This is a genomic window from Actinomadura litoris, from assembly GCF_009733595.1.
Classification (GTDB): Bacteria; Actinomycetota; Actinomycetes; order Streptosporangiales; family Streptosporangiaceae; genus Spirillospora; species Spirillospora litoris.
In genome coordinates, this window is the sequence record NZ_WOFH01000001.1 from 201,720 (window position 1) to 224,482 (window position 22,763).

Annotated in this window: 21 protein-coding genes; 18 read left to right on the forward strand and 3 right to left on the reverse strand. The window is 73.2% G+C overall.

Annotated elements, in window-relative coordinates; all coding sequences use genetic code 11:
• Nucleotides 1-2: 2 nt before the first annotated feature.
• The 3 genes from GNZ18_RS00930 to GNZ18_RS00940 all read right to left on the reverse strand — a co-directional run bounded on the left by GNZ18_RS00930 (nt 3) and on the right by GNZ18_RS00940 (nt 3,263).
• On the reverse strand, nt 3-860 hold the full coding sequence (locus tag GNZ18_RS00930; protein WP_156214156.1) for a helix-turn-helix domain-containing protein: 858 nt from the start codon (nt 858-860) through the stop codon (nt 3-5).
• 279 nt (nt 861-1,139) lie between these two features.
• On the reverse strand, nt 1,140-1,598 hold the full coding sequence (locus GNZ18_RS00935) for a MarR family winged helix-turn-helix transcriptional regulator (RefSeq protein WP_156214157.1): 459 nt from the start codon (nt 1,596-1,598) through the stop codon (nt 1,140-1,142).
• A gap of 24 nt (nt 1,599-1,622) precedes the next feature.
• Nucleotides 1,623-3,263, reverse strand: coding sequence for an FAD-dependent monooxygenase (locus GNZ18_RS00940; protein ID WP_246249328.1), 1,641 nt, complete (start codon nt 3,261-3,263; stop codon nt 1,623-1,625).
• Nucleotides 3,264-3,503: 240 nt separating this feature from the next.
• Here GNZ18_RS00940 and GNZ18_RS00945 point away from each other — a divergent pair, with 240 nt between their 5' ends.
• The 18 genes from GNZ18_RS00945 to GNZ18_RS01030 all read left to right on the forward strand — a co-directional run bounded on the left by GNZ18_RS00945 (nt 3,504) and on the right by GNZ18_RS01030 (nt 22,752).
• A complete protein-coding gene (locus tag GNZ18_RS00945; RefSeq protein ID WP_156214158.1) occupies nt 3,504-3,992 on the forward strand; it encodes a cupredoxin domain-containing protein in 489 nt (162 codons plus the stop codon).
• A 61-nt stretch (nt 3,993-4,053) separates the two neighbouring features.
• Nucleotides 4,054-4,488 (forward strand): Atu4866 domain-containing protein, encoded by a 435-nt coding sequence (locus tag GNZ18_RS00950; RefSeq protein WP_156214159.1) that lies wholly within the window; start codon nt 4,054-4,056, stop codon nt 4,486-4,488.
• Nucleotides 4,485-5,525, forward strand: a complete 1,041-nt coding sequence (locus GNZ18_RS00955; protein ID WP_156214160.1) for an aldo/keto reductase — start codon at nt 4,485-4,487, stop codon at nt 5,523-5,525. The genes GNZ18_RS00950 and GNZ18_RS00955 overlap by 4 nt, the downstream gene beginning before the upstream one ends.
• Before the next feature lie 581 nt (nt 5,526-6,106).
• Nucleotides 6,107-7,675, forward strand: coding sequence for an MFS transporter (locus tag GNZ18_RS00960; RefSeq protein WP_312874233.1), 1,569 nt, complete (start codon nt 6,107-6,109; stop codon nt 7,673-7,675).
• Nucleotides 7,676-7,759: 84 nt separating this feature from the next.
• The gene (locus tag GNZ18_RS00965; RefSeq protein ID WP_156214162.1) at nt 7,760-8,824 is read left to right on the forward strand and encodes an aldo/keto reductase; all 1,065 of its coding nucleotides are present in this window, start codon (nt 7,760-7,762) and stop codon (nt 8,822-8,824) included.
• A 407-nt stretch (nt 8,825-9,231) separates the two neighbouring features.
• The gene (locus GNZ18_RS00970) at nt 9,232-10,320 is read left to right on the forward strand and encodes a ScbA/BarX family gamma-butyrolactone biosynthesis protein (protein WP_246249329.1); all 1,089 of its coding nucleotides are present in this window, start codon (nt 9,232-9,234) and stop codon (nt 10,318-10,320) included.
• A complete protein-coding gene (locus GNZ18_RS00975; protein ID WP_312874234.1) occupies nt 10,317-11,018 on the forward strand; it encodes an HAD-IB family hydrolase in 702 nt (233 codons plus the stop codon). Before GNZ18_RS00970 ends, GNZ18_RS00975 begins: the two co-directional genes overlap by 4 nt.
• Before the next feature lie 109 nt (nt 11,019-11,127).
• The gene (locus GNZ18_RS00980; RefSeq protein ID WP_156214164.1) at nt 11,128-12,162 is read left to right on the forward strand and encodes a 3-oxoacyl-ACP synthase III family protein; all 1,035 of its coding nucleotides are present in this window, start codon (nt 11,128-11,130) and stop codon (nt 12,160-12,162) included.
• Nucleotides 12,163-12,711: 549 nt separating this feature from the next.
• A complete protein-coding gene (locus GNZ18_RS00985; RefSeq protein ID WP_156214165.1) occupies nt 12,712-13,560 on the forward strand; it encodes an ABC transporter permease in 849 nt (282 codons plus the stop codon).
• Nucleotides 13,557-14,315: an ABC transporter ATP-binding protein gene (locus tag GNZ18_RS00990; RefSeq protein ID WP_156214166.1), complete on the forward strand. Its 759-nt coding sequence runs from the start codon at nt 13,557-13,559 to the stop codon at nt 14,313-14,315. The genes GNZ18_RS00985 and GNZ18_RS00990 overlap by 4 nt, the downstream gene beginning before the upstream one ends.
• Nucleotides 14,312-15,892 carry an FAD-dependent oxidoreductase gene (locus GNZ18_RS00995; RefSeq protein ID WP_214616350.1) on the forward strand — a complete coding sequence of 527 codons (1,581 nt, stop codon included), beginning with the start codon at nt 14,312-14,314 and terminating at the stop codon, nt 15,890-15,892. The genes GNZ18_RS00990 and GNZ18_RS00995 overlap by 4 nt, the downstream gene beginning before the upstream one ends.
• Nucleotides 15,889-16,233: a 4Fe-4S dicluster domain-containing protein gene (locus GNZ18_RS01000; protein WP_214616349.1), complete on the forward strand. Its 345-nt coding sequence runs from the start codon at nt 15,889-15,891 to the stop codon at nt 16,231-16,233. Before GNZ18_RS00995 ends, GNZ18_RS01000 begins: the two co-directional genes overlap by 4 nt.
• A 20-nt stretch (nt 16,234-16,253) precedes the next feature.
• Nucleotides 16,254-17,243, forward strand: a complete 990-nt coding sequence (locus GNZ18_RS01005; protein ID WP_173390590.1) for an ABC transporter substrate-binding protein — start codon at nt 16,254-16,256, stop codon at nt 17,241-17,243.
• On the forward strand, nt 17,240-18,787 hold the full coding sequence (locus GNZ18_RS01010) for an FAD-dependent oxidoreductase (protein ID WP_312874235.1): 1,548 nt from the start codon (nt 17,240-17,242) through the stop codon (nt 18,785-18,787). The genes GNZ18_RS01005 and GNZ18_RS01010 overlap by 4 nt, the downstream gene beginning before the upstream one ends.
• Nucleotides 18,784-19,128 (forward strand): 4Fe-4S dicluster domain-containing protein, encoded by a 345-nt coding sequence (locus GNZ18_RS01015; protein WP_214616346.1) that lies wholly within the window; start codon nt 18,784-18,786, stop codon nt 19,126-19,128. The genes GNZ18_RS01010 and GNZ18_RS01015 overlap by 4 nt, the downstream gene beginning before the upstream one ends.
• Nucleotides 19,129-19,170: 42 nt before the next feature.
• Nucleotides 19,171-20,298: a dimethylsulfone monooxygenase SfnG gene (gene sfnG, locus GNZ18_RS01020; RefSeq protein WP_246249330.1), complete on the forward strand. Its 1,128-nt coding sequence runs from the start codon at nt 19,171-19,173 to the stop codon at nt 20,296-20,298.
• 25 nt (nt 20,299-20,323) lie between these two features.
• The gene (locus GNZ18_RS01025; protein WP_156214168.1) at nt 20,324-21,535 is read left to right on the forward strand and encodes an acyl-CoA dehydrogenase family protein; all 1,212 of its coding nucleotides are present in this window, start codon (nt 20,324-20,326) and stop codon (nt 21,533-21,535) included.
• Nucleotides 21,536-21,543: 8 nt separating this feature from the next.
• Nucleotides 21,544-22,752 (forward strand): SfnB family sulfur acquisition oxidoreductase, encoded by a 1,209-nt coding sequence (locus GNZ18_RS01030; protein WP_156214169.1) that lies wholly within the window; start codon nt 21,544-21,546, stop codon nt 22,750-22,752.
• The last annotated feature ends 11 nt before the right edge of the window (nt 22,753-22,763 follow it).

The following is a 22,763-nucleotide window of genomic DNA, read 5'->3' on the forward strand; positions in this document are numbered from 1 at the left end:
GCTCAGGTGGGGCGCTCGACGTGATCGGGCGTCCCGGCGCTCCAGCTCGTCAGGAAGTTGAGCGCCTCCGCCGACGGCGACCCGGCCTCGGCGGTGTAGGTGACGAGGACCTGGTCGGGGTCGGAGGGCAGCCGCAGCGTCTCGAAGTCGAGCACGAGGTCGCCGGCGACCGGGTGCCGCAGGTGCTTGCGGCCGTGCGCCTTGTCGTGCACGTCGTGGCTCGCCCACCAGTGCCGGAAGTCCGCGCTCTTCACCGACAGCTCCCCGACCAGCGCGGCCAGCTCCGGGTCGTTCGGATGGCTGCCCGCCTGGAGGCGCAGGTAGGACACGGTCTCGCGGGCCTTGACCGTCCAGTCGTCGAACAGGTCGCGGATCTCCTGCTCCAGGAAGATCATGCGGCCCCAGTTGCGCAGCGCCGGCGGGCGCGCGGCGAAGTCGGTGAACAGCACGCAGGCGAGCCGGTTCCAGGCGAGCACGTCCACCCGCCGCCCCACCACGTACGCGGGGACGTTCGCGCTCATGTCGAGCAGCCGCTGCAATCCCGGGCGCACCCGCTCCGGGCGGGGCGGGCGGCGCCGCGCCGGCACGGGCTTGGCGATGTTGCGCAGGTACGCCTGCTCGTCCTCGTTCAGCCGCAGCGCCTGCGCGACCGCGTCGAGCACGGCGGCCGAGGCGTTGCGGGCCCTGCCCTGTTCGAGCCGGACGTAGTAGTCCACGCTGACGCCAGCGAGCTGCGCCAGCTCCTCCCTGCGCAGGCCGGGCACCCGCCGCTTGCCGAGGGCCGGCAGGCCGACGTCCTCGGGGCTCAGGCGGGCGCGCCTGGACCTCAGGAACTCGCCGAGTTCGGTTCGCTGGTCCATGGTCCCAGTGTCACCCCTTTCCCCTTCCGATGCCTGTGCCTGGTAGACCTAGGTAGCAGAGTCCTAGGGACGTCAGGACTCTGGGCAGCATCCCGCCTGGGGAGCATGATTCGAGCATGCACCGGCGGGATGATGATGAACGGCACCGATCCCGGCGGTGCCCCCCGCGCCGGTACGGGCGACGCAGACGCTGTGCGGGGTGTCGGCCTCTCCCCGGCATCCCGCACAGCCTTTCCCCTCCCCTTCAGCCTTGTCTTCGGCCTTCGCCGGCCGTGCCGCTCAGCGCGCCTTCTTCGGGGCGTCGACCGCCGCCGTCAGCACGCCGGAGCAGCGGCCCAGATACTCGATCAGTTGACCAGCCTCCCTGGTGTCGAACTCCGCGCTCAACCTCGACTCGATCGTGACCGCGGCGGCGTCCGCCTCGGCCAGCAACGATCTCGCCTTCCTCGTCAACCGGACCTCAAGGATGTGGCTGTGGATCGGATGGGGCGTTCGCTCCACCAGCCTGCGTGATTCGAGCGTCGCGAGGACCGACGACATCGTCTGCGGTGTGACCAGGCAACGTCGCGCCAGCGCCGCCCCGGAGAGCCCGGGCTCGTGCGAGAGGACGAGAAGGACCGTGTACTGCGGGACGTTCAGGCCGAACGGCCGCAGGGCCACGGTCTTCGCGGCGATGAGCTCCTGCTCGACCCGTTTGAGGTGGTGGCCGAGCCGCTGCTCGATCGGAAGTGCACTCATTGTGCCATCATAGACCAGATACTATTAAGGTGTCTGATTCCATTTCGAGGCTTGAGCCCTATCAGCCGTGGTAGCGGCCGTCGCCGCCGCCCCCACCGCCGCGGCCGCTCCGAGCGTCGCACGCAGTTCCTCCCTCAGCCGGTCGAGGTCTCCGTCGTGGCCGTGGGCCGCGAGATGGCCGTCCGGCCGGACGAGGTAGTAGGACGGCCGCGCGCACGCCCGCGCGCCGGACGCCGCGGCGACGCGCACCTGCGGCCACGGCGCCGCGGCCTCCTCCAGCGCGCCGCACCACGTCTCGTCGCCGTGCGCGATCCCCACCAGCCTCCATTTCGCGGCGTCCGCGCCGCCGCCCTCGCGCGGGAACACGCCGCCGACGCGCAGGCCCCCGCCCGGCAGGCGGCCGCGCGCCAGGCGGCAGCCCGTCCGGTCCGAGGGTTCCTGGGTCTCGCGCACCTGCGGGTAGGCGAGCCTGCGCCCGGCCATGACGGGGACGTAGTGCCGCGCCATCACACCCGACCGGTCGAGCAGGCGGAACGCCGCGTCCCGCGCGGCGACCTGGAGCGGGTGCTTGAGCATCCACCCGCGCGTCTGGATGTCGGTCTCCCGGACGACGCGCCGCGCGACCGCCTTGCGCTCGGGCTCGTAGGTGGCGAGCAGCCCCGCCGGAGCCTCCCCGTGCAGCACCGCCGCGATCTTCCACGCGAGGTTGTGCGCGTCCTGGAGCCCGGTGTTGAGCCCCTGCCCGCCCGCCGGGCTGTGCACGTGCGCGGCGTCGCCCGCGAGGAACACGCGGCCGAGCTGGAAGTCGGTCGCGTGCCGCCGGTGGACGCGGAAGACCGCCTCCCACACCGGATCCACCAGCCGCACGCCCCGCGGCCCCTGCTCGTCGACCACGCGTTGCAGCAGCGGCACGCTCACCCGCCGCCCCGGCGGCAGGCTGGTGAAGAACCGGTACACCCCCTTCGGCAGCGCGACGACGACCAGCGCCCCCGCGGGCGACTGGTAGTACAGGGCGCGGTCCGGCGGCAGCTCCCCCTCGATGTGCGCGTCCACCAGCGCGAACGCGGTCTCGTAGGTGGCGCCGGTGAAGGCCGTGCCGAGCTGCGCGCGGACGGCGCTGCCCGCGCCGTCCGCGCCGATGACGAAGCGGTGCCGGGCGCGTTCGACCCGGCCGTCCCCGGAGTGTTCGAGGATCGAGGTCACCGTCCCGCCCTCGGCGATCCGGCCCGAGTAGTCCAGGCCGTCGAAGGCCAGCAGCCGCACGCCGCGCTCGATCGTCCCGCCGAGCGCGTGCAGCGCCCCGGTCAGCACCCGCTCGGTCTCGCTCTGCGGCAGGCAGAGCGGGGCGAGCGCGGGCGGGAAGTCGAACGTCGCGAGCGGCCGTCCGGCGGAGTAGTAGTCGAAGGCGTTGATCAGCAGGCCGGCCTCGTGGGCGGCGCCGAGCGCGCCGAGATCCTCCAGCAGGTCGAGGCTGCGCGGCCACAGCAGCAGCGCCTTCGGAAAGGGCGAGGGGGCGGGCGCCCGGTCGATCAGCCGGACGCCGACGCCGCGCCGCAGCAGTTCGCACGCGGCCATCAGCCCGGTCGGCCCCGCGCCGACGATCAGCACATCTCCCGGCGCGTCCCCGCCGGTCGCGGAAGCGATGGGTTTCGTCTCGGAACTCAAGAGGTCAAACCTCCCCGTACGGTCCGTCTTCCCGGTGGCCAGAACTTTATATCCATTCGACCTCAGATGACCATAAGACACCGAATGATCTGGTCAGTCTAGACATCGCCGCACCCGGAAGGGTGGTCACGCCAGACCTAGGTAGCGGGGACCCAGGAAAGACAGAACCCTGGGCACCCGCCGCCGCGCCCCACACGATGGGAAACGTCAGAGACCATCGCGCCGAGGGGGAGGCAGGCGATGCATTCCAAGGTCGGAGTCGCGGGCGCGGCCGGCGCCGCACTGTGCGCCCTCGCCCTCGCCGTCGCGAGCTGCGCCGGGTCGCCGGACGGCACCGGGGCGCACGCCCACGGGACCGCCGGCGGCGCGACCGGCGGCGCGGCCACCCTCGGCACCGAGGGGACCGGCGACCCCGGAGCACCGGCCGGCGCGGCGGGCGCTCCGGTGTTCCGGCTCGCCGCCCAGAGCGACGGGTCGCACGCGTTCGACCACAACCGGCACACCGCGTCCGGCGACCGGGTCCTGCTCGTCTTCCGCAACGACTCGGGCATCCCGCACGACATGGTCGTCGAGCGGGACGGCCGGGTCGTCGGCCGCACCCGCGTGATCACCAGGGGCGAGACGCAGGCGCTGGTCACCGGGCTCACCCCCGGCCGCTACGCGTTCTACTGCTCGGTCGGCCGGCACCGCGGCGACGGCATGGAGGGCGTCCTGGAGATGACCTCCTGACCCGCGGGCCATCCGGGCCATCCGGGCCACCGAGCCGGAATCCATCGAGAAGGAGACCGACGTGTCCAGGACCATCTCTCCCGGCGTCGCGCTCGCGACCGCGTTGCTCGCCGTCTCGCTGACCGCCACGGCCTGTTCGAGCGACGAGGACGATCCCAAGGCAGCCCCCCCGTCTGCCGGGACCACGTCGGCCGCCCCGCAGGCGGCCGGCTCCTCGTCGGCCGTGCCCTCGGCGGCGGCCGCCGAGGGCACGGCCCCCGGGGCCGCCGGGGTGGTGGGCACCTGGGCGAGCGACGACGGCAGCCTGCGCCTGGTCCTCAACTCCGACGGCACCTTCGTCGAGGACTACAACGGCCAGAAGGCGGCCTACTCGGGCAAGTACACCGTCAGCGGATCGACGCTGACGCTCAACGACAAGACGGGCGTCACCGCGAACGGGACGGTCAAGACAGGATCGATCTCGCTCAGCGGATCGACGCTCACCAAGAAGGGATGAACGAGACCGTGCAGCAGAGGACTCTCGGATCGACGGGCCTGACCGTGGGGGCCATCGGCCTCGGATGCATGGGGATGAGCTTCGCCTACAGCCCCGGCCGGCGCGACGACGAGGAGTCGGTCCGCGTCGTCCACACCGCGATCGACCGGGGCGTCACGCTCATCGACACCGCCGACGTCTACGGCCCCTTCACCAACGAGGAGCTGGTCGGGCGCGCCCTGCGGGACCGCCGCGACGAGGTGGTGCTGGCCAGCAAGTGCGGCCTGGTGGTGCGGGACGGCGAGATCGTGCCGAGCGGCCACCCCGACCACATCCGCGCCGCCGCCGAGGGGTCGCTGCGGCGCCTCGGCGTGGACGTGATCGACCTCTACCAGCTCCACCGCGTCGACCCGCGGGTCCCCGTCGAGGAGAGCTGGGGCGCGATGGCCCAGCTGGTCATCGAGGGCAAGGTCCACCACATCGGCATGTCCGAGGCGGACGTGGACCAGCTCGCGGCGGCGCACGCGATCCACCCGGTCGCGACCGTCCAGAGCGAGCTGTCGCTGTGGAGCCGCGACCAGCTCGACAAGGTCGTGCCGTGGTGCCGGGAGCACGACGCGGCGTTCATCGCCTACTCCCCGCTCGGCCGCGGCTACCTCACCGGCGTGCTGACCACCGCCGACCAGCTGGAGGAGGGCGACTGGCGGCGCGGCAACCCGCGCTTCCAGGCCGAGACGATCGAGCGGAACCGGCGCGTCGTCGCCGTCGTCGACGAGGTGGCCCGCGAGCGGGGAGCGACGCCCGCGCAGGTCGCGCTGGCCTGGGTGCTCGCGCTCGGCGAGGACATCGTCCCGATCCCGGGCACCAAGCGCCTGACCTACCTGGAGGAGAACCTCGGCGCGGCCGACGTGCGCCTCACCGCCGCCGACCTGGAGGCCCTGGCCCCGCTCGCCGACCAGGTGACCGGCACCCGCTACTGTTCGCGATCCATCCCGCGGCCCCCCCCCCCATGTGACGGGGGAACGGGCCGGATGACGGCCGGGTCGGCACCGGGGTGAAACCGGTGCCGACCCGGCGCCATTTCCGCGGATCGCGCTCCCTCTCCCTGAACGCCATCCGCGGGCCGCCCGCCGCCGGGGCGGACGTCTCGGCCACGCGACGCGAACGCGGCGTCAAGCAGGCTCGGGTACAGGACATGGATTCTTCCCCAGGAGCGCGGAAAACGCCGCACCACGTGCGGCTCTTTGCACCCCCGGTCATATCCCGCCGCAGACTTTATCATTCATGATAAGACCACGTCTCGAACATATGGGCACCCGCCAGGGCACTTGGCGGACGAGATCTCAGCCACACTCCGGGCGCGCGCAGGCGAATAAGCACCAACAACTTCGCAGGGTGAGAACAGAATTACATTCAGCGCCCGCAGGAAACTGCAACCCGGGTATGACAGCTTCTGTCATACCTTCGGTTGATGGTGAAACCGGCGACCCACATTCATCCCGCGTTACCTTGCGCCGTACTGTAAGAGACCTTATAGTTGCTCGGTGCCTGATGATATTTCGTCCTCATAGAGAGGGGGCCTGGACGTATGTCTGCCAGCACGGAATCGGAAATTGCGCGACCCGGCTCGCCGGAACGGGTGCACACCGTTCCCACCCTGGCCGCCATCGCCCTCGCGAGCATCACGCTCCCGCTCACCGTGACGGGCCCCGCCGTCGCCCTGTCGGACATGGCGGCCGACCTCGGCTCCAGCGTGGCCGCGGCCCAGTGGGTCCAGAACGCCTACGGCGTCACCTTCGCCGCCTGCCTGCTGGCGGCGGGCGGGCTCGCCGACCGGTTCGGCCGCCGCCGCGTCCTGCTGACCGGCCTCGCGCTGTTCTGCCTCATGTCGCTGGTCTGCACGGTGGCGACGAGCATGCTGCTGGTCGACGTCGCGCGCGCCGTCCAGGGCGTCGGCGCGGCGGGCGTGCTGACCAGCGGCGCCGCGATCCTGGCCGCCTCGTTCCAGGGCCCGGCGCGGGCGCAGGCGTTCGGCGTGCTCGGCGGCTCGTTCGGCTGCGGCCTGGCGCTCGGACCGCTGACGGCGGGCGCGCTGGTGAGCGCGGGCAGCTGGCGCGCGGTCTTCGCCATCAACGTGGTCGTCGGCATCGTGGTGCTCGCCCTCGCCCGGTTCATCCCCGAGTCGCGCAACCCCGTCGCGAGCAGGGTCGACTGGGGCGGCGCCGCCACCTTCAGCGGCAGCCTCGGGCTGCTCGCGCTGATGTTCGTCGAGGGGCCGGCGCGCGGCTGGCTGACCCCGGCGGCGCTCGGCTCGCTGGCGGGCGCGGTCGCGCTGATGGTCGCGTTCGTGCTGGTCGAACTGCGGGTCGAGCACCCGATGTTCGACCTGTCGCTGTTCCGCCGCCCGACGTTCATCGTCGTCGTGTGCCAGCCGTTCACGATCACGTTCGGGTTCGTGGTGCTGCTGGTGTACCTGCCGCCCTACTTCCAGGGCGTGGGCGGGCACTCGGCGACCGAGGCGGGCGCGCTGCTGCTGCCGCTGACCGTGCCGGTCTTCCTCGTCCCCCTGGTGGCGGGGCGGATCGCCGCGCGGATCCCGCTGCGGGTGATGCTCGCCGCGTCCTCGGCGCTGATCGCCGTCGGCTCGCTCTGGCTGATGACCCTCCAGCCGGACGCGTCGTGGACGAACCTCGCGGGCCCGCTCCTGGTCTTCGGCGTCGGCGTCGGCAGCGCGTTCGGCGTCATGGACAACGCGGCGGTGAGCGTCGCGCCGGTCGAGCGCGCGGGCATGGCGTCCGGGATCTTCAACACGATGCGCATCACCGGCGAGTCGGTCGCGATCGCGGGCGCCGCCGCGCTGCTGGCGAGCCTCACGCTGCGCGACCTGGACGACCGCGCGCCCTCGCTGTCGGGGAACGCGCGCGACCTGGCGGGCGAGGCCACGCAGGGACGCATCGACGGGGCCCTTGACTCCGTCCCGGCGGGGCAGCGCCAGTACGCGCTGGACGCCGCCGCGCACGGGCTCACCTCCGCCATGCACACCGCGTTCCTGCTCCTGGCCGGGCTCGCGCTGCTGGGCGCCATCACCACCTACGCGGTCATCCGCGACCGCGAGTTCGACGACGCCGCCGAGACCGCCCCCGAGACCGCCGAGGCCGCCGCCGCGGCGGGCGGCGGGACCGCCGAACCGGACCCGGCCGGCGCCTGATCCACCCACGAGCCCCCGCTCCCGCGCGGACCCCGCGCCGCGCGGAGCACCCCGTACGGATTCACAACGCAGAAAGGAAACGCGATGCGGTACCGCTATATGGGCGACACCGGGTTGATGGTGTCGGAGCTGTGCTACGGCTCGTTCAACTTCGGCGGCAACGCCCCGTTCCTCGGCGCCCCCGACCGCGACTGGGCCGAGTTCGGGACGGTCGAGGAGCAGGAGGTGTTCCGCCTCGTGAACACCGCGCTCGACGCGGGCGTCAACTTCTTCGACACCGCCGACGTGTACAAGAACGGGATGGGCGAGCAGTTCCTCGGCGTCGCGCTGAAGAACGTCCGCGACCGGGTCGTCATCGGGACCAAGGGACGCTGGCGCATCACCGACGACCCGAACGACCTCGGCTCGTCCCGGCACCACCTGTTCGCCGCGGTCGAGGCCAGCCTGCGCCGCCTGAACACCGACTACATCGACATCTACCATCTGCACGGCTTCGACCCGCGCACCTCGCTGGATGAGACCCTGCGCGCCCTGGACGACCTCGTCAGGTCGGGCAAGGTGCGCTACCTCGGCGTGTCGAACTTCGCGGCCTGGCACCTGATGAAGGCGCTGTCGGTGTCCGAGCGGCGGAACCTGGCGCGCGTCGTGACCTACCAGGGCTACTACAACCTCGCCGCCCGCGAGCTGGAGCGGGAGATCGTCCCGCTGAGCGTGGACCAGAACGTCGGCATCACCGTGTGGTCGCCGCTGGCCGGGGGCTTCCTGACCGGCAAGTACCGGCGCGGCGAGGGGCGCCCCGAGGGCAGCCGGCTCGCCAACGCGACCGCCGCCGAGTCGGCGCCGCTGACCGACGAGGAGCAGGCCTACGACATCGTCGACGAGCTGTCGGAGATCGCCGCGGAGCGCGGCGTGACGGTGCCGCAGGTCGCGCTGAACTGGGTGCTGGCCAAGCCCGGCATCACCGCGGCGGTCGTCGGCGCCAGCAAGCCGAGCCAGCTTGAGGACAACCTCAACGCCATGGAGTGGACGCTGACCGAGGCGGAGGTCGAGCGCCTCGACAAGGTCAGCGAAGTGCCCGCGCCCTATCCGTACTGGCACATCCGCACGGTCGGCGCCGACCGGAGGCTGCCGGGCGACGTCTACCCCTGACGGGCACCGCCGACCGGTCGCCGCCGACCGGTCCCCGAGCCGCGACGCCGAGAATTCCAGCATTCCTGCCCGGGTTTGGAAACTCGGCGTCGCGTTCGTCCCCTATTCGCCGTCTGGACGGTAATGCGATGTACCGCGATGACCATGAGAGCCGGATCACAGTGCACCGCCGGGCCCTCGGAGGCGGCCCGCGTCGTCGCTGATCAGCCCCATGGCCACCCCTATCCGGACGACCGAAAACACCCGCGTCCGATACTTCGGACGACCCTTTCCAAACGCAATTCTTGGAGGTCTTCCCTGCACCGTTAAAGTACGTTGACAATGTCTTCAAGGCACGCATAGCCTTATCGAGCAAGATCATTTGATAGCTGATGCCGTCACCATGGTCGATTGGAGAGGATGACACCATGGCCCAAACGAAAATCAGCCCGCAGGCGATCGATCTCGAATTCGCGCGTACCATTGACCGCACACTGGTGCACCGTGAATCGCTCGCCGAAGTGTTTCTCACCGACAGCCGGCAGGTGGACGAGGACACCTACGCCGTGGCCGCGTTCCTGCCCCGCTCGCACGCCTACTACGGCGACCACCTGCTCACCCCGGCCGCCTACGACCCGATGCTGCTGCTGGAGGCGTGCCGGCAGGGGGCCATCCTCGGCGCGCACCGGCACTACGACGTGCCGCTCGACCACAAGTTCATCCTGACCCACATGCGGATCAGGATCGACCGGCCGGAGCTGCTCACGGTCGGCGCGAAGCCGCGCCGGGTCACGATGACCGTCACGACCTCGCGGCGCGTCCGCGACGACCGGATCACCGGCATCGACTACGCGATGCGGCTGGAGATCGCGGGCTTCGAGTTCGGCAGCGCGGCGATCGGCATGCGGTTCAAGTCCCCGGAGGGCTACATGGCGCTGCGGCTGCGCAACCGCGACGGCGCGCTGCTGCGCTCGACGTCCGTCCCGCCCGAGCAGAGCCCGGGGGCGCCGGTGGCGCCGCACCTGGTCGGCAGGATGCTGCCCGACAACGTCGTGCTGTGCGACGCGAAGGCGGAACGGTCCGGCGCGAGCGCCGTGCTGCGGCTGGCGGCCAACCACCCGAGCCTGTTCGACCACCCCCAGGACCACATCCCGGGGATGGTGCTCGCCGAGGCGGCCCGCCAGGTCGTCCACTACGGGGCCCTGGAGGTGCGCGGCGTGTCGGCGGTCAAGAGCTACCTCACCGAGCTGTCCGCGACGTTCAGCGCGTTCGGCGAACTGGAGCGCGACATCACGCTGCACGCCTCCATCGGCGCGCCCGAGGCGGCGAGCGGGCCGGGGAGCCCGCTGGCCGAGGACGGCATCACCTACACGGCGGCGGGCCCCGGGGAGATCGAGGGCCTTCCCGGCGACCCGGCGGCGGCGCCGCTCACGGTCGTCGCCGACGTGGACGTCCGGCAGAACGACCGCTCGATCTGCGCGGTCGGCTGCGTGCTCACCGGCGTCCACGGCCGGTGAGCGCCGACGCGCCCGCGGGGGCGGCCGCGTTCTTCGACGTGGACGAGACGCTCGTCCATTTCAAGAGCATGTTCCGTTTCCTGCGGTACCACCTGAGGACGCAGGGCGAGCCGGACGGCACCTACGGGCGCCTCGCCGGCGAGTTGCACGCCGCCGCGGCGGCCGGGGCGAACCGGGCCGAGGTCAACCGGCGGTACTACCGGCTCTTCGCGGGGCAGGAGGCGCGCCGGCTGGCCGAGAGCGGCGCCGCCTGGTTCGCCGAGGAGTCACGGGAGCGTTCGCCCTTCCTGCCCGCGACGCTGCGGGAGTACCGGCGGCACCAGGCACGGGGGAACCTCGTCGTGCTGCTGTCGGGCTCGTTCTTCGCCTGCCTCGACCCGATCGCCGAGGCGCTGGGCGGCCACTGCTGGGCGCTCGGCACCAGGCCGCTCGTCCGGCGCGGCGCGCTGACCGGCGAGGTGCTCGCCCCGCTGATCGGCGTCGCGAAGGGCCGCGCCGCGCGGGCCGCCGCCGCCGTCCGCGGCCTGGACCTCGCCCGGTGCAGCGCCTACGGCGACCACTCCACCGACCTCCACCTGCTGGAGGCCGTGGGCGACCCGGTCGTGGTCGGCGACGACCCGTTCCTGCTGGAACGCGCGAACCTCGGGCGGTGGCGCAGGCTGCGCACCGGGACCGCGCCCCGCGCGGCGGTCTCCTGATCCGCGGCGGTCGCCGCGCGGCGGTCCGCCGACCGGATCCGCCGCGCGGCGCCCGCCCGGTGACCGCGCCCTGCGCCAGGCCAACCCAAGAACTGGAGCAATCCTTCTCATGGCCCAGATAGGCATTCTCAGTACGGGTTCCTACCTGCCCGACCGCGTCGTCGGCAACGACGAGATCGCGGGGCCGGCCGGAGTGTCGGCCGACTGGATCGTCCGCAAGACCGGCATCGTGGAGCGGCGGCGGGCCGCCGCGCACGAGGCGTCCTCCGACCTCGCGGCGGCCGCCGCGCGGCGGGCCCTCGACCAGGCCGGGCTCTCGCCCGAGCAGCTCGACTACGTGGTCGTCGCCACCTCCACGCCCGACCACCCGCAGCCCGCGACCGCGAGCATCGTCCAGCACCTCATCGGCGCCGAGGGCGCGGGCGCGTTCGACATGAACGCCGTGTGCAGCGGCTTCGTGTACGCGCTGATGGTGACCGAGCGGCTGCTGCGCGGTGACGGCGGCGGCGGTTACGGCGTGGTCGTCGGCGTCGACATCTACTCGCGCATCCTCGACTACTCCGACCGCAGGACGGCGATCCTGTTCGGGGACGGCGCGGGCGCGGTCGTGCTCGGTCCGTCCCCGTCCGGGGGCGGGCTCGCCGACGCGCTGATGATGAGCCGCGGGGACATGCACGGCCTCATCCGCGTCCCGGCGGGCGGGAGCCGCATGCCCGCGACCGAGCACACGCTGGAGGAAGGCCAGCACTTCTTCAAGATGGACGGGCGCGGCGTCCGCGAGTTCGTCCACGACACCCTCCCGGCCACCGTGGCGCAGCTGCTGCGGCGCGGCGGGGTGCCGCCCGAGGAGGTGCGGCACTTCGTCCCGCACCAGGCCAACGGCGCGATGCTCGCCGACATCGTGCCCTCCCTCGGGCTCACCACGGCGCACACCCACCTGACCGTCGAGCGCTACGGCAACACGGGCGCGGCGTCGATCCCGATCACGCTGGACGCCGCGTACCGGCGCGGCGCGATCGGGCCCGGCGACCTCGTCCTGCTGGCGGGCTTCGGCGGCGGCATGGCGCTCGGCGCGTCGCTGGTCCGCTGGACGAGCCCGCGCCTGACCGTGCCCGTCCAGACCGCGGCGGGGGCCGCGGTCTAGTACCACTGCCGTCCGGCCGGTCCCGCTGGGGAGCGACGCGGCCGCCGGGCGGCACTCCGGGAAGGTGGCCGTGTTCGGGGAACCAGGACCCCGGGCACGGCCACACCCGTTGGTGGACCCTGCGTCCGGAGCGAGTTACGGTCCGTCTACCTCCGGGTTTCCGGACGGTGTGATCTGTGTAACCGTGTACAAGATCATCATCGGCCGTCCGGTACGGCATATTCCCTGGTAAAGCAGTAGGTTTTGTCGGTTTTGCATGATCCCTGCGGCGTCTCCGCAGGTCGGGCGGGCTTTTCAGGGTCTTCCCCCAGGCTGCGTCCATGTGCATGCTAGGAGCATGAACGCAACGGAGGCACTGGTGGCGAGGCGCCACATCGACCTCCTCCGCGTGTGCAGCGCGTCCTGTTGACCCGCCCCTCCGCACGCCTCGGCCGCTGATCCGCCGCCCCTCTCTTCTCTTCCCCCTTCGCTCACGCCTGTCGGCCGCACGGCCCCATGCCCGCCGGATCCCCCTGCCTGCCTGCCCGCGTCCCGCCCTGGAGGTAACGCATGTCCACAGAGCTGCTCGATCCACCCCGGTCCGCGCTGCCGCGCGCCGCGGCGCCGCGGGCCGCCGCGCGCTCGGGCGCCGTGGCGCTGGCGCTGCTGCGCCGCGCCCGCAAGGTCAGCGGGCTGGTGCTGGTGCTCGCGCTGTGGGAGATCGGCGCGCGGGCCGGCTGGCTCGGCAGCACGACGCCGCCGCTCAGCGACGTCGCGGCGCGGGGCTGGGAGATGACCTCCTCGGGCGAGCTGACCGACAACCTCGGGGTCTCGCTGCTGCGGGTGCTGAAGGGCCTCGCGATCGGGCTGCCGCTCGGGCTCGGGCTCGGCCTGCTGTCGGGGCTGTTCCGGGTCAGCGAGGACATCATCGACGCGCCGCTGCAGGCCGTCCGGATGCTGCCGCACCTGGCGCTGGTGCCGCTGTTCATCATCTGGTTCGGGATCGGCGAGACCTCCAAGGTCGGCCTGATCGCGGTCGGCGTGGTGTTCCCGCTCTACATCAACGTGTTCCACGGCATCCGGGGCGTGGACGAGCGGCTGGTGGAGTCCGCGCGGACCTGCGGGCTCGGCCGGATCGGGCTGGTCCGCAAGGTCATCCTGCCCGGCGCGCTCCCGCAGATCCTCGTCGGGCTGCGGCTCTCGCTCGGCGTCGCCTGGCTGACGCTCGTGGTCGTGGAGCAGTCCGCGACCGCCAGCGGCATCGGCTTCGTCATCAACCAGGCCACGCAGTTCCTCCAGATGGACACGGTCTTCCTGGTGCTCGTCGTCTACGCGCTGCTCGGCGTCTCGACGGACCTGCTGGTGCGGCTGGTCGAGCGCCGCGTCCTGGCGTGGCGGAGAGGGCTGGTGGCGCGATGACCGTCGGAACCAGAAGCGGCGTGAGGGTGCGCGGGCTCACCCGCGTGTTCGGTGAGCGGACCGTGCTGGACGGCGTGGACCTCGACATCGCCCCCGGCGAGTTCGTCGCGCTGCTCGGCGCGAGCGGCTCGGGCAAGAGCACGCTGCTGCGCGCGCTGGCCGGGCTGGACGGCGAGGGCGGCGGCGAGATCGACGTCCCGGCCAAGCGCGCCGTCGTCTACCAGGAGCACCGGCTGCTGCCGTGGAGCCGCGTCTGGGACAACGTCGTCCTCGGCTTGTCGAAACGGGGCCTGCGCGGCCGGGACCTGCGCGCGCGGGCCGAGGACGCGCTCGCCGAGGTGGGGCTCTCGGCCCGCGCCGACGCCTGGCCGCTCACGCTGTCGGGCGGCGAGTCGCAGCGGGTCGCGCTGGCGCGGGCCCTGGTCCGCACCCCCGACCTGCTGCTGCTGGACGAGCCTTTCGGCGCCCTCGACGCGCTGACCAGGCTCAACGCGCAGGCGCTCGTCGCCGACCTGTGGGCCGAGCACCGCCCGGCGGTGCTGCTGGTCACCCACGACGTCGAGGAGGCGCTGCTGCTCGCCGACCGCGCGCTGCTGCTCGCGGACGGGCGGATCGCCCGCGAGTACGCCGTCGACCTGCCGCGTCCCCGCTCGATGGACGACCCCCGCTTCGTCGCGCTGCGCCGCGACCTGCTCGACGGGCTCGGTGTCCGCCCCGTCGCCACCAACCTGACCACCGCCCGGGAGGCGCTGTGACCATCAACGAGATCGACGCGGACGTGCTGGTCGCGGGCGGCGGCCCCGCCGGGGCGTGGGCCGCGGTGAAGGCGGCGGAGGCGGGCGCGAGCGTCGTCCTCGCCGACAAGGGCTACCTCGGCACGAGCGGCGCGACCGCGTCGGCGGGCACCGGCGTCTGGTACGTCGAGCCTCGGCCGGAGGCCCGGGAGGCGGCGATGGCGAGCCGCGAGGGCCTCGGCGGGTACCTCGCCGACCGGGAGTGGATGGCCCGCGTCCTCGACCAGACCTACGCGAACATGAACGAGCTGGCGGAGGTGTCGCGGTACCCGTTCCCGGTCGACGACGACGGGCGGCAGATCCGGCGCGGCCTCCAGGGGCCCGAGTACATGCGGCGGATGCGCGTCCGGGTGCGCCGGGCGGGCGTGCGGGTCCTCGACCACAGCCCGGTCACCGAGCTGCTCGCCGACGGGTCGGGCGCGGTCGCGGGAGCGGCCGGGTACCGGCTGCGCGACGAGCACCCGTTCCGGGTCACGGCCCGCGCGGTGGTGCTCGCCACCGGCGGGTGCGCGTTCCTCAGCAAGGCCCTCGGCTGCGACGTCAACACCGGCGACGGCGCGCTGTTCGCGGCGGAGGCGGGCGCGGAGCTGTCGGGGATGGAGTTCTCCAACGCCTACGCGATCGCCCCGGCGTTCACGTCGGTGACGAAGACGGCGTTCTACTCGTTCGCGACCTTCTACCACGCGGACGGGAGCGTCCTCGAAGGCGCGGGCAGCCAGCGCGGGCGCTCGGTCATCGCGCGGACGCTGCTCACCGAGCCCGTCCTGTGCCGGATCGACAAGGCGACGCCGGAGGAGCAGCGGGCGATGCGGCTCGCGCAGCCGAACTTCTTCCTGCCGTTCGACCGGCAGGGCATCGACCCGTTCACCGACCTGTTCCCGGTCACGCTGCTCGCCGAGGGCACCGTGCGCGGCACCGGCGGCATCCGGATCACCGGCCCGGACTGCGCCACGACCGTGCCCGGCCTGTACGCGGCGGGCGACGCCGCGACCCGCGAGCTGATCTGCGGCGGCTTCACCGGCGGCGGCAGCCACAACTCCGCGTGGGCGATGTCGTCGGGCACGTGGGCGGGGCGCGGCGCCGCGCGGCACGCCGCCGAGCTGGGCGGGCGCGCCACGGGACGGCCCGTGCGCGCGCTCGGCGAGGCGGGCGTCCGCCCGGCCGGGCCCGCGACCGGCGGCCACGCCGAGTACGTGCGGGCCGTGCAGGCCGAGGTGCTGCCCTACGACAAGAACCTGCTGCGGCACGCCGACCGGCTCGTCCCGGCGCTGGACGCCCTCGACCGGACGTGGCGGGAGCTGGCCGGCACGCTGCGCGGCGAGGGCGCCGGGCTCGTCCGGGCGCGGTCGGCCGCCGCGATGACCGCGCACGCCCGCTGGATGTACAGCGCCGCGCTCGCCCGAACGGAGACGCGCGGCATGCACAAGCGGCAGGACCTGCCCGAGCAGGACCCGTCCCAGCGGCGGCGCCTGGTCACCGGCGGCCTGCACGAGGTGTGGACGCGGCCCGAGACCGCCGCGCTGGCGGTGGCGTCGTGATCGAGATCGTGTCGCGGGAGCGGTGCATCGCGTGCGACAAGTGCATCGCGGTGTGCCCGACGAACGTCTTCGACCGGGGCGCCGACGGCATCCCCGTCCTGACCCGGCAGAGCGACTGCCAGACCTGCTTCATGTGCGAGGCGTACTGCCCGGTCGACGCGCTGTTCGTCGACCCGCGCTCGCACCCGCTGCCCGAGCCGCCCGACGAGGCCGACCTCGCCGCCGAGGGGCTGCTCGGCAGCTACCGCGAGCAGATCGGCTGGGGGCGCGGACGCACCCCCGGCGCGAGGCTCGCCGTCGGCCCGTCGCTGAACCGCTCCGGCGCCCCGCTCACGTCCTGAGACACCGAGAGGAAAGAACTGTGAAGATCCCCAAGATCCTGGCCGCCGGGCTGCTCGTGCTGGGCGCGGCGGCGTGCGGCTCGTCCGCCGCCGCGGGCGGCTCCAAGACGCTGCGCGTCGGAGTGATCGGGACGGCCGTCGGCAACAAGCTGAACCGCACCGTCGGGTTCCTCGACGAGCGCGGCGAGCTGCTGCCCGAGCTGAAGGCCGCCGGGATCGACAAGATCCAGGTCGCGACGTTCCAGAACGGCCCCGACCTGAACCAGGCGCTCGCGGGCGGGTCGCTGGACATCGGCATCTACGGCGACACCCCGGCGCTGATCGGGCACGGGCAGGGCCTGCCGACCCGGCTGGTGTCGCTGAACTCCATCCGGCTGGACGCGGCGATCGTCGCCAAGAAGGACGGCGGGCCCACCTCGCTCAAGGACCTGGAGGGCAAGCGGATCGGCGTGCAGACCGGCTCCTACATCCACCGCTACCTGCTCGGCGCGCTCCAGCAGGCCGGGGTGAGGCCGAAGCAGATCATCCACATGTACACGCCCGCGATCATCGCGGCGCTGGAGAAGAACGCGATCGACGCGGGCGGGCTCGTCTCGGCCGACCAGGTCGCCGAGGAGGCGAAGGGGTACCGCTCGGTCGACGTCGCCTCCCGCGACCACCCCGACCTGCTCGGTACGTCCGCGACCGTCGTGACCGAGAAGTACCTGTCCGGGCACAAGGACATCGTCAAGGTCTGGCAGCGGGCCGAGTCGAAGGCGACCCGGGTGGCCAAGGCGAACTGGCCCGCCTACACCGCCTACGTCGCGCGGACCGGCGGCTACGCGCCGCAGGTGACCATCAAGACGACGCTGAGGGAGCAGCTCCCGGACACGCCGTTCCCCCCGGAGGGGCTGAAGCTGCTCGACGGGACCAAGGGGTTCCTCGCCGGGCAGAAGCTCCTCAAGACCGACTTCCCGATCGACTCGTGGCTGGCCCCGGGCGCCCGGACCGCCGCCGGAGCCACGCCGTGATCGAGCACGACGCCGACGTCCTCGTGCTCGGCGGCGGGCCCGCCGGGGCGTGGGCGGCGCTGGCCGCCGCCGCGGCCGGGGCGCGGGTCGTCCTCGCCGACAAGGGGTACTGCGGCACCAGCGGGCCGACCGCGTCGGGCGGCAACAACCTCTGGTACGTGCCCCCGGACGCGGCGGAGCGCGAGCGGGAGGTCGACGCGCGGTTCGAGCAGAGCGCCCGGCTCGCCGACCGCCGCTGGATGGCCCGCGTCGTGGACGAGACCTACCGCCGCGTCGACGACCTCGCCTCGTTCGGCTACCCGTTCCCGGTCCACGACGGGGTGGAGCGGCGCGGCAGCCTCCAGGGGCCGGAGTACATGAAGCGGATGCGGCGCCGCGTCCACCGGTCGGGGGTGCTGATCCTCGACCACCATCCGGCGCTGCGGCTGCTGACCGACTCCTCGGGCGTCGTCGCGGGCGCGGCCGGCATCGCCCGGCAGGAGGGCGAGGCGCCCTGGACGGTCCGCGCGGGCGCGGTCGTGCTCGCGACCGGCGGCTGCGCGTTCCTGTCCGGCGCTTTCGGCACCAACGTCGACACCGGCGACGGGCACCTGATGGCCGCCGAGCTGGGCGCGGAGCTGTCGGGGATGGAGTTCTCCAGCGTGTACGGGCTCTCGCCCGCCTACGGCGCGCACACCAAGGGCCTGATGATGCAGTTCGCGACGTACTACGCCGAGGACGGCACGCGCATCGAGGTCCCGGACCCGCTGTGGGCCAGGGCGCAGGTCGCCGAGCGCCTCGCGGCCGGGCGGAAGGTCTTCGCGCGGCTCGACCAGGCGCCCGCCGAGCTGCGGCAGGCGATGCGCGACGCGCAGCCGAACTACTTCCTGCCGCTGGACAAGGCCGGGATCGACCCGTTCCGCGACCCCTACGAGGTGCGGATGGTGCTGGAGGGCACGGTCCGGGGCACGGGCGGGCTGCGGATCGTCGGCGACGACTGCGCGACGACCGTCCCCGGCCTGTACGCCGCCGGGGACGTCGCGACCCGCGAACCGGTGTCGGGCGCGGTCAGCGGCGGCGGCGCCTACAACGGCGCGTGGGCGATCTCGTCGGGCACCTGGGCCGGACGCGGCGCCGCGCGGTTCGGCCTCGGCCGGGACCGGACACGCACCGTTCCGGCCGGGAGGGCCGGCCTGACGCCCGGGTCGCTGGACGCGGCGCGGGTCGTCCGCGCCGTCCAGGCCGAGATCCTGCCGCTCGACCGCAACCTGTTCCGCACGCGCGAGGGGCTCCGCGCCTCGCTGGCCTCGCTGGACGCGCTGTGGGAGCGCATCACGTCCGAGGGCGTCGCCGGGACGGGCCGCGAGCGCCTGCGCGCCCGGTCGGCGGCGGCCATGACCGCGCACGCCCGCTGGTGCTACCGCGCCGCGCTGGCCCGCGAGGAGTCCCGGGGCATGCACCGGCTGGACGGCCTGCCGACGCTGCGGAGCTTCGAGCACCGGCTGCTGGTCGGCGGCCTGGAGGAGACCTGGACCTCCACCGAGCCCCAGGAGGTGGCGGCGTGATCGAGGTCGTGAGCGCGGAGCGCTGCGTGAAGTGCGACGTGTGCGTCAAGGTGTGCCCGACCGACGTGTTCGACCGGGGCGCCGACGGCCTCCCGGTGATCGCGCGGCAGAGCGACTGCCAGTCGTGCTTCATGTGCGAGGCCCACTGCCCGACGGACGCCCTGTACGTCGCGCCCTTCAGCGGGCCCGCGCCGGACGGCTCCCCGCACACCGACGAGGCCGCCCTCGCCGACGCGTTCGGGGAGTACCGGCGGATCGTCGGCTGGGGGCGCGGCCGGACGCCGGGCAGCCGCGCCGACAGCAACCACATCTTCACCGAGCGGATCCGATCGCCCCGCTGACGGCATTGACCTGGACGGGGCCGCACGCGCACAATTCACACTATGTCAGTAGGGAATATGGAAAATAGCCACGATCCCCTGAAGTTCGCCTACTGGGTCCCCAACGTCAGCGGCGGGCTGGTCGTCAGCACGATCGAGCAGCGCACCGACTGGGGTTACGACTACAACCGGGAACTGGCCGTGCTCGCCGAGCGGAACGGCTTCGAGTACGCGCTCAGCCAGGTCCGCTACATCGCCTCCTACGGCGCCGCCTACCAGCACGAGTCGACCGGGTTCAGCCTCGCGCTGCTGCTCGCGACGCAGCGGCTGAAGGTGATCGCCGCCGTGCACCCCGGGCTGTGGCACCCGGGCGTGCTCGCCAAGTTCATCGCGACCGCCGACCAGCTCTCGGGCGGCCGCGCCGCCGTGAACGTCGTCAGCGGCTGGTTCAAGGACGAGTTCACCAAGCTCGGCGAGCCGTGGCTGGAGCACGACGAGCGGTACCGGCGCAGCGAGGAGTTCATCCGGGTGCTGCGCGAGATCTGGACCTCCGAGCACGCGGAGTTCGGCGGCGACTTCTACCGGCTGCACGACTTCGACCTGCGCCCCAAGCCGCTGGCCGGGCCGGGGCGCCCGCACCCGGAGATCTTCCAGGGCGGCAACTCCACCAGCGCCCGCCGCATGGCCGGGCGGGTGTCGGACTGGTACTTCAGCAACGGCCGCGACTTCGACGGCGTCACCGAGCAGATCCGCGACGTCCGGGCCGAGGCGGGGCTGCACGGGCGCCGCGTCCGGTTCGGGCTGAACGGGTTCCTGATCGCGCGCGACACCGAGGCCGAGGCCCGCGAGGTGCTGCGCGAGATCGTCGCGAAGGCCGACCGGAAGGCCGTCGAGGGCTTCGGGTCGGCGGTCAGGCAGGCGGGGCGGTCGGCGTCGGACGGCAAGGGCATGTGGCAGGACTCGGAGTTCGCCGACCTCGTCCAGTACAACGACGGGTTCCGCACCGGGCTGATCGGCACACCCGAGCAGATCGCGGAGCGGATCGTCGCCTACAAGCGGCTCGGCGTCGACCTGTTCCTGCTCGGCTTCCTGCACTACCTGGAGGACGTCGAGTACTTCGGCGAGCGCGTCCTGCCGCTCGTCCGCGAGCTGGAAGCGGACCTGGAGACGCCGGCACACGTGAACTCCTGAAAACCCCCACGACACAGGAGAGGCAATGTCCGTCGAGACCGAGCAGAGCATCGCAACGAACGACGAGCGGTTCGCCGCCGCGCTGCACCGCGCCGACGTCGTCGCCGCCGAGCTGCGGGCCACCGCCGCCGAGCGCGACCGCGCCAACCGGGCGCCGCGCGAGGAGGTCGAGCTGCTGCGGCGCAACGACCTGCTCCAGGTGCAGGAGCCCGTCGAGCACGGCGGCGACGGGCTGTCGTTCGCGCAGGCGGCGCAGGTCGTCCGGCGGATCGCGCGCGGCGACACCTCGATCGCGCACCTGATCGGCTACCACTACGCGCAGACCCGGGTCGCCTCGCTGTTCGGCACGCCCGAGCAGGACGCCGAGCTGTCGCGGCGCAACGGGCGGGAGAAGGTGTTCTGGGGCGGCGTGCAGAACCCGCGCGGCGGCTCCGACGTCGTGCTGTCGCGCGACGGCGACCGGTTCCGGCTGGACGGCCGCCGCTCGTTCGCCTCGGGCGCCGGGCTCGGCGACTACCTGTCGGTGACCGCCGCCTTCGAGGGCGAGCTGCTGTTCGTCGCGCTGCCCGCCGGGCGGAAGGGCTTCCGCGCGCTCGGCGACTGGGACAACATCGGCCAGCGGCTCACCGACTCCGGCGGCGTCGAGTTCACCGCGACGCCCGTCGAGCGGCACGAGGTCCTCGGCCCCGACCCGCTCACCGGACGGACGATCACCCCGTACCAGACGCTGGTCACCCCGCACTGGCAGCTCGCGTTCGTCAACTTCTACGTCGGCACGGCCGAGGGCGCGCTCGACGAGGCGCTGGACTGGACGCGCCTGCACGGCGCGCCCTGGGAGACCTCCGGCGTGGACAGCGCGACCGACGACCCCTACGTCCTCCAGACGGTCGGGGAGCTGCGCAGCGAGATCCGCGCCGCCGCCCTGCTCGCCGACCGGGCCGGGGACGCGCTCCAGGACGCGCTCGGCATCGGCCCCTCGATCACCGCCGAGCAGCGCGCGGACGCGGCGGTCGCGGTCTACGAGGCCAAGTACCTGTCGACGAAGGTCGCGCTGTCGGTCGCGTCCCGGCTGTTCGAGATCCAGGGCGCGCGGGCCACGACCAGCGCCTACGGCTTCGACCGGCACTGGCGGAACCTGCGCACCCACACCGTCCACGACCCGGTCGCCTACAAGGCCCGCGAGGTCGGGGACTGGACGCTGAACCGCCGCGCCCCCGCCTTCTCCCTCTACCGCTGAGGACGACGATGCCGAACGCGCACGTGATCCGCTCGGGCGCGGAGGCCGTGGAGGTCGCGCGCAAGCTCGCCGCCGCCGTCGCCGTGCGGGCGGACGAGCGCGACCGCGACCGGCGGGCACCGGCCGCCGAGCTGGCCGAGCTCTCGGGCTCGGGCCTGCTCGGCGCCGCGGTGCCCGCCCGGCACGGCGGCGCCGAGGTGGGCGCCGCCGTGCTGGCCGAGGTGTTCCGGACGCTCGCCGCCGCCGACGCGAGCCTCGCGCAGATACCGCAGAGCCATTTCGTGTTCCTGGACGCGCTGCGGCGGCAGGGCACCGAGGAGCAGCGGGCCCGGTACTTCGCGAGGGCGCTGGACGGCGCGCGTTTCGCCAACGCCCAGACCGAGCGCGGCGGGCGCACCGTCACCGACGACGCCACCACCCTGCGCCGGACGCGGCCCGGCCGCTACGTCCTCGGCGGCGTGAAGTACTACAGCACCGGCGCGCTGTTCGCGGACGTGCTGGTCGTCCGGGCCGTCCTCGCCGACGAGCCGCCGCTGCCGGGCGGCGCGCCGCCCAAGGCGCTCGCCTACATCGCGCGCGACTCCCCCGGCGTCGCCATCGACGACGACTGGGACGGCATGGGGCAGCGGACCACCGCGAGTGGAACGGTCCGCCTGGAGGACGTCCCGGTCGGCGCCGACGACATCGTCCCCTACAACGCGCTCTTCGACGGGCCCACGACCTACGGCGCGCGGGCGCAGGTGCTGCACGCCGCGCTGGACGCGGGCATCGCCCGGGGCGCGGTCGCCGCCGCCGTCACCGCCGCCGGGCGGGCGCGGCCGTGGTTCGAGAGCGGCGCGGAGACCGCGACCGGCGACCCGCTGCTCGTCCAGCGGGCGGGCGAGCTGGAGATCACCGTGCGGGCCGCCGAGGCGCTGCTGCGGGAGGCCGCCGAGGCGATCGACGCGGCCGAGCGCGACCTCTCCGACGACTCCGCCGCGCGGGCGTCGATCGCGACCGCCGCCGCGAAGGTCGCCACCGGCCGCGCCGCGCTGGAGGCCGCCTCGACGCTGTTCGAGCTGGGCGGGACGCGGTCGGCGGCGGGCGCGCTCAACCTCTCGCGGCACTGGCGGGACGCGCGGACCCACACCCTGCACGACCCCGAACGCTGGAAGGTGCAGCACATCGGACGCTGGCTGCTGACGGGCGCTCCCCCGCCCCGGCACGGGCAGCTCTGAGGAAGGAAACC

Coding starts and splice junctions, on each gene's coding strand:
- GNZ18_RS00930 (WP_156214156.1), bottom strand. CDS start 860: ATGGACCAGCGAACCGAACTCGGCGAGTTCCTGAGGTCCAGGCGCGCC.
- GNZ18_RS00935 (WP_156214157.1), bottom strand. CDS start 1,598: ATGAGTGCACTTCCGATCGAGCAGCGGCTCGGCCACCACCTCAAACGG.
- GNZ18_RS00945 (WP_156214158.1), top strand. CDS start 3,504: ATGCATTCCAAGGTCGGAGTCGCGGGCGCGGCCGGCGCCGCACTGTGC.
- GNZ18_RS00955 (WP_156214160.1), top strand. CDS start 4,485: ATGAACGAGACCGTGCAGCAGAGGACTCTCGGATCGACGGGCCTGACC.
- GNZ18_RS00965 (WP_156214162.1), top strand. CDS start 7,760: ATGCGGTACCGCTATATGGGCGACACCGGGTTGATGGTGTCGGAGCTG.
- GNZ18_RS00970 (WP_246249329.1), top strand. CDS start 9,232: ATGGCCCAAACGAAAATCAGCCCGCAGGCGATCGATCTCGAATTCGCG.
- GNZ18_RS00980 (WP_156214164.1), top strand. CDS start 11,128: ATGGCCCAGATAGGCATTCTCAGTACGGGTTCCTACCTGCCCGACCGC.
- GNZ18_RS00985 (WP_156214165.1), top strand. CDS start 12,712: ATGTCCACAGAGCTGCTCGATCCACCCCGGTCCGCGCTGCCGCGCGCC.
- GNZ18_RS00990 (WP_156214166.1), top strand. CDS start 13,557: ATGACCGTCGGAACCAGAAGCGGCGTGAGGGTGCGCGGGCTCACCCGC.
- sfnG (WP_246249330.1), top strand. CDS start 19,171: ATGTCAGTAGGGAATATGGAAAATAGCCACGATCCCCTGAAGTTCGCC.
- GNZ18_RS01025 (WP_156214168.1), top strand. CDS start 20,324: ATGTCCGTCGAGACCGAGCAGAGCATCGCAACGAACGACGAGCGGTTC.
- GNZ18_RS01030 (WP_156214169.1), top strand. CDS start 21,544: ATGCCGAACGCGCACGTGATCCGCTCGGGCGCGGAGGCCGTGGAGGTC.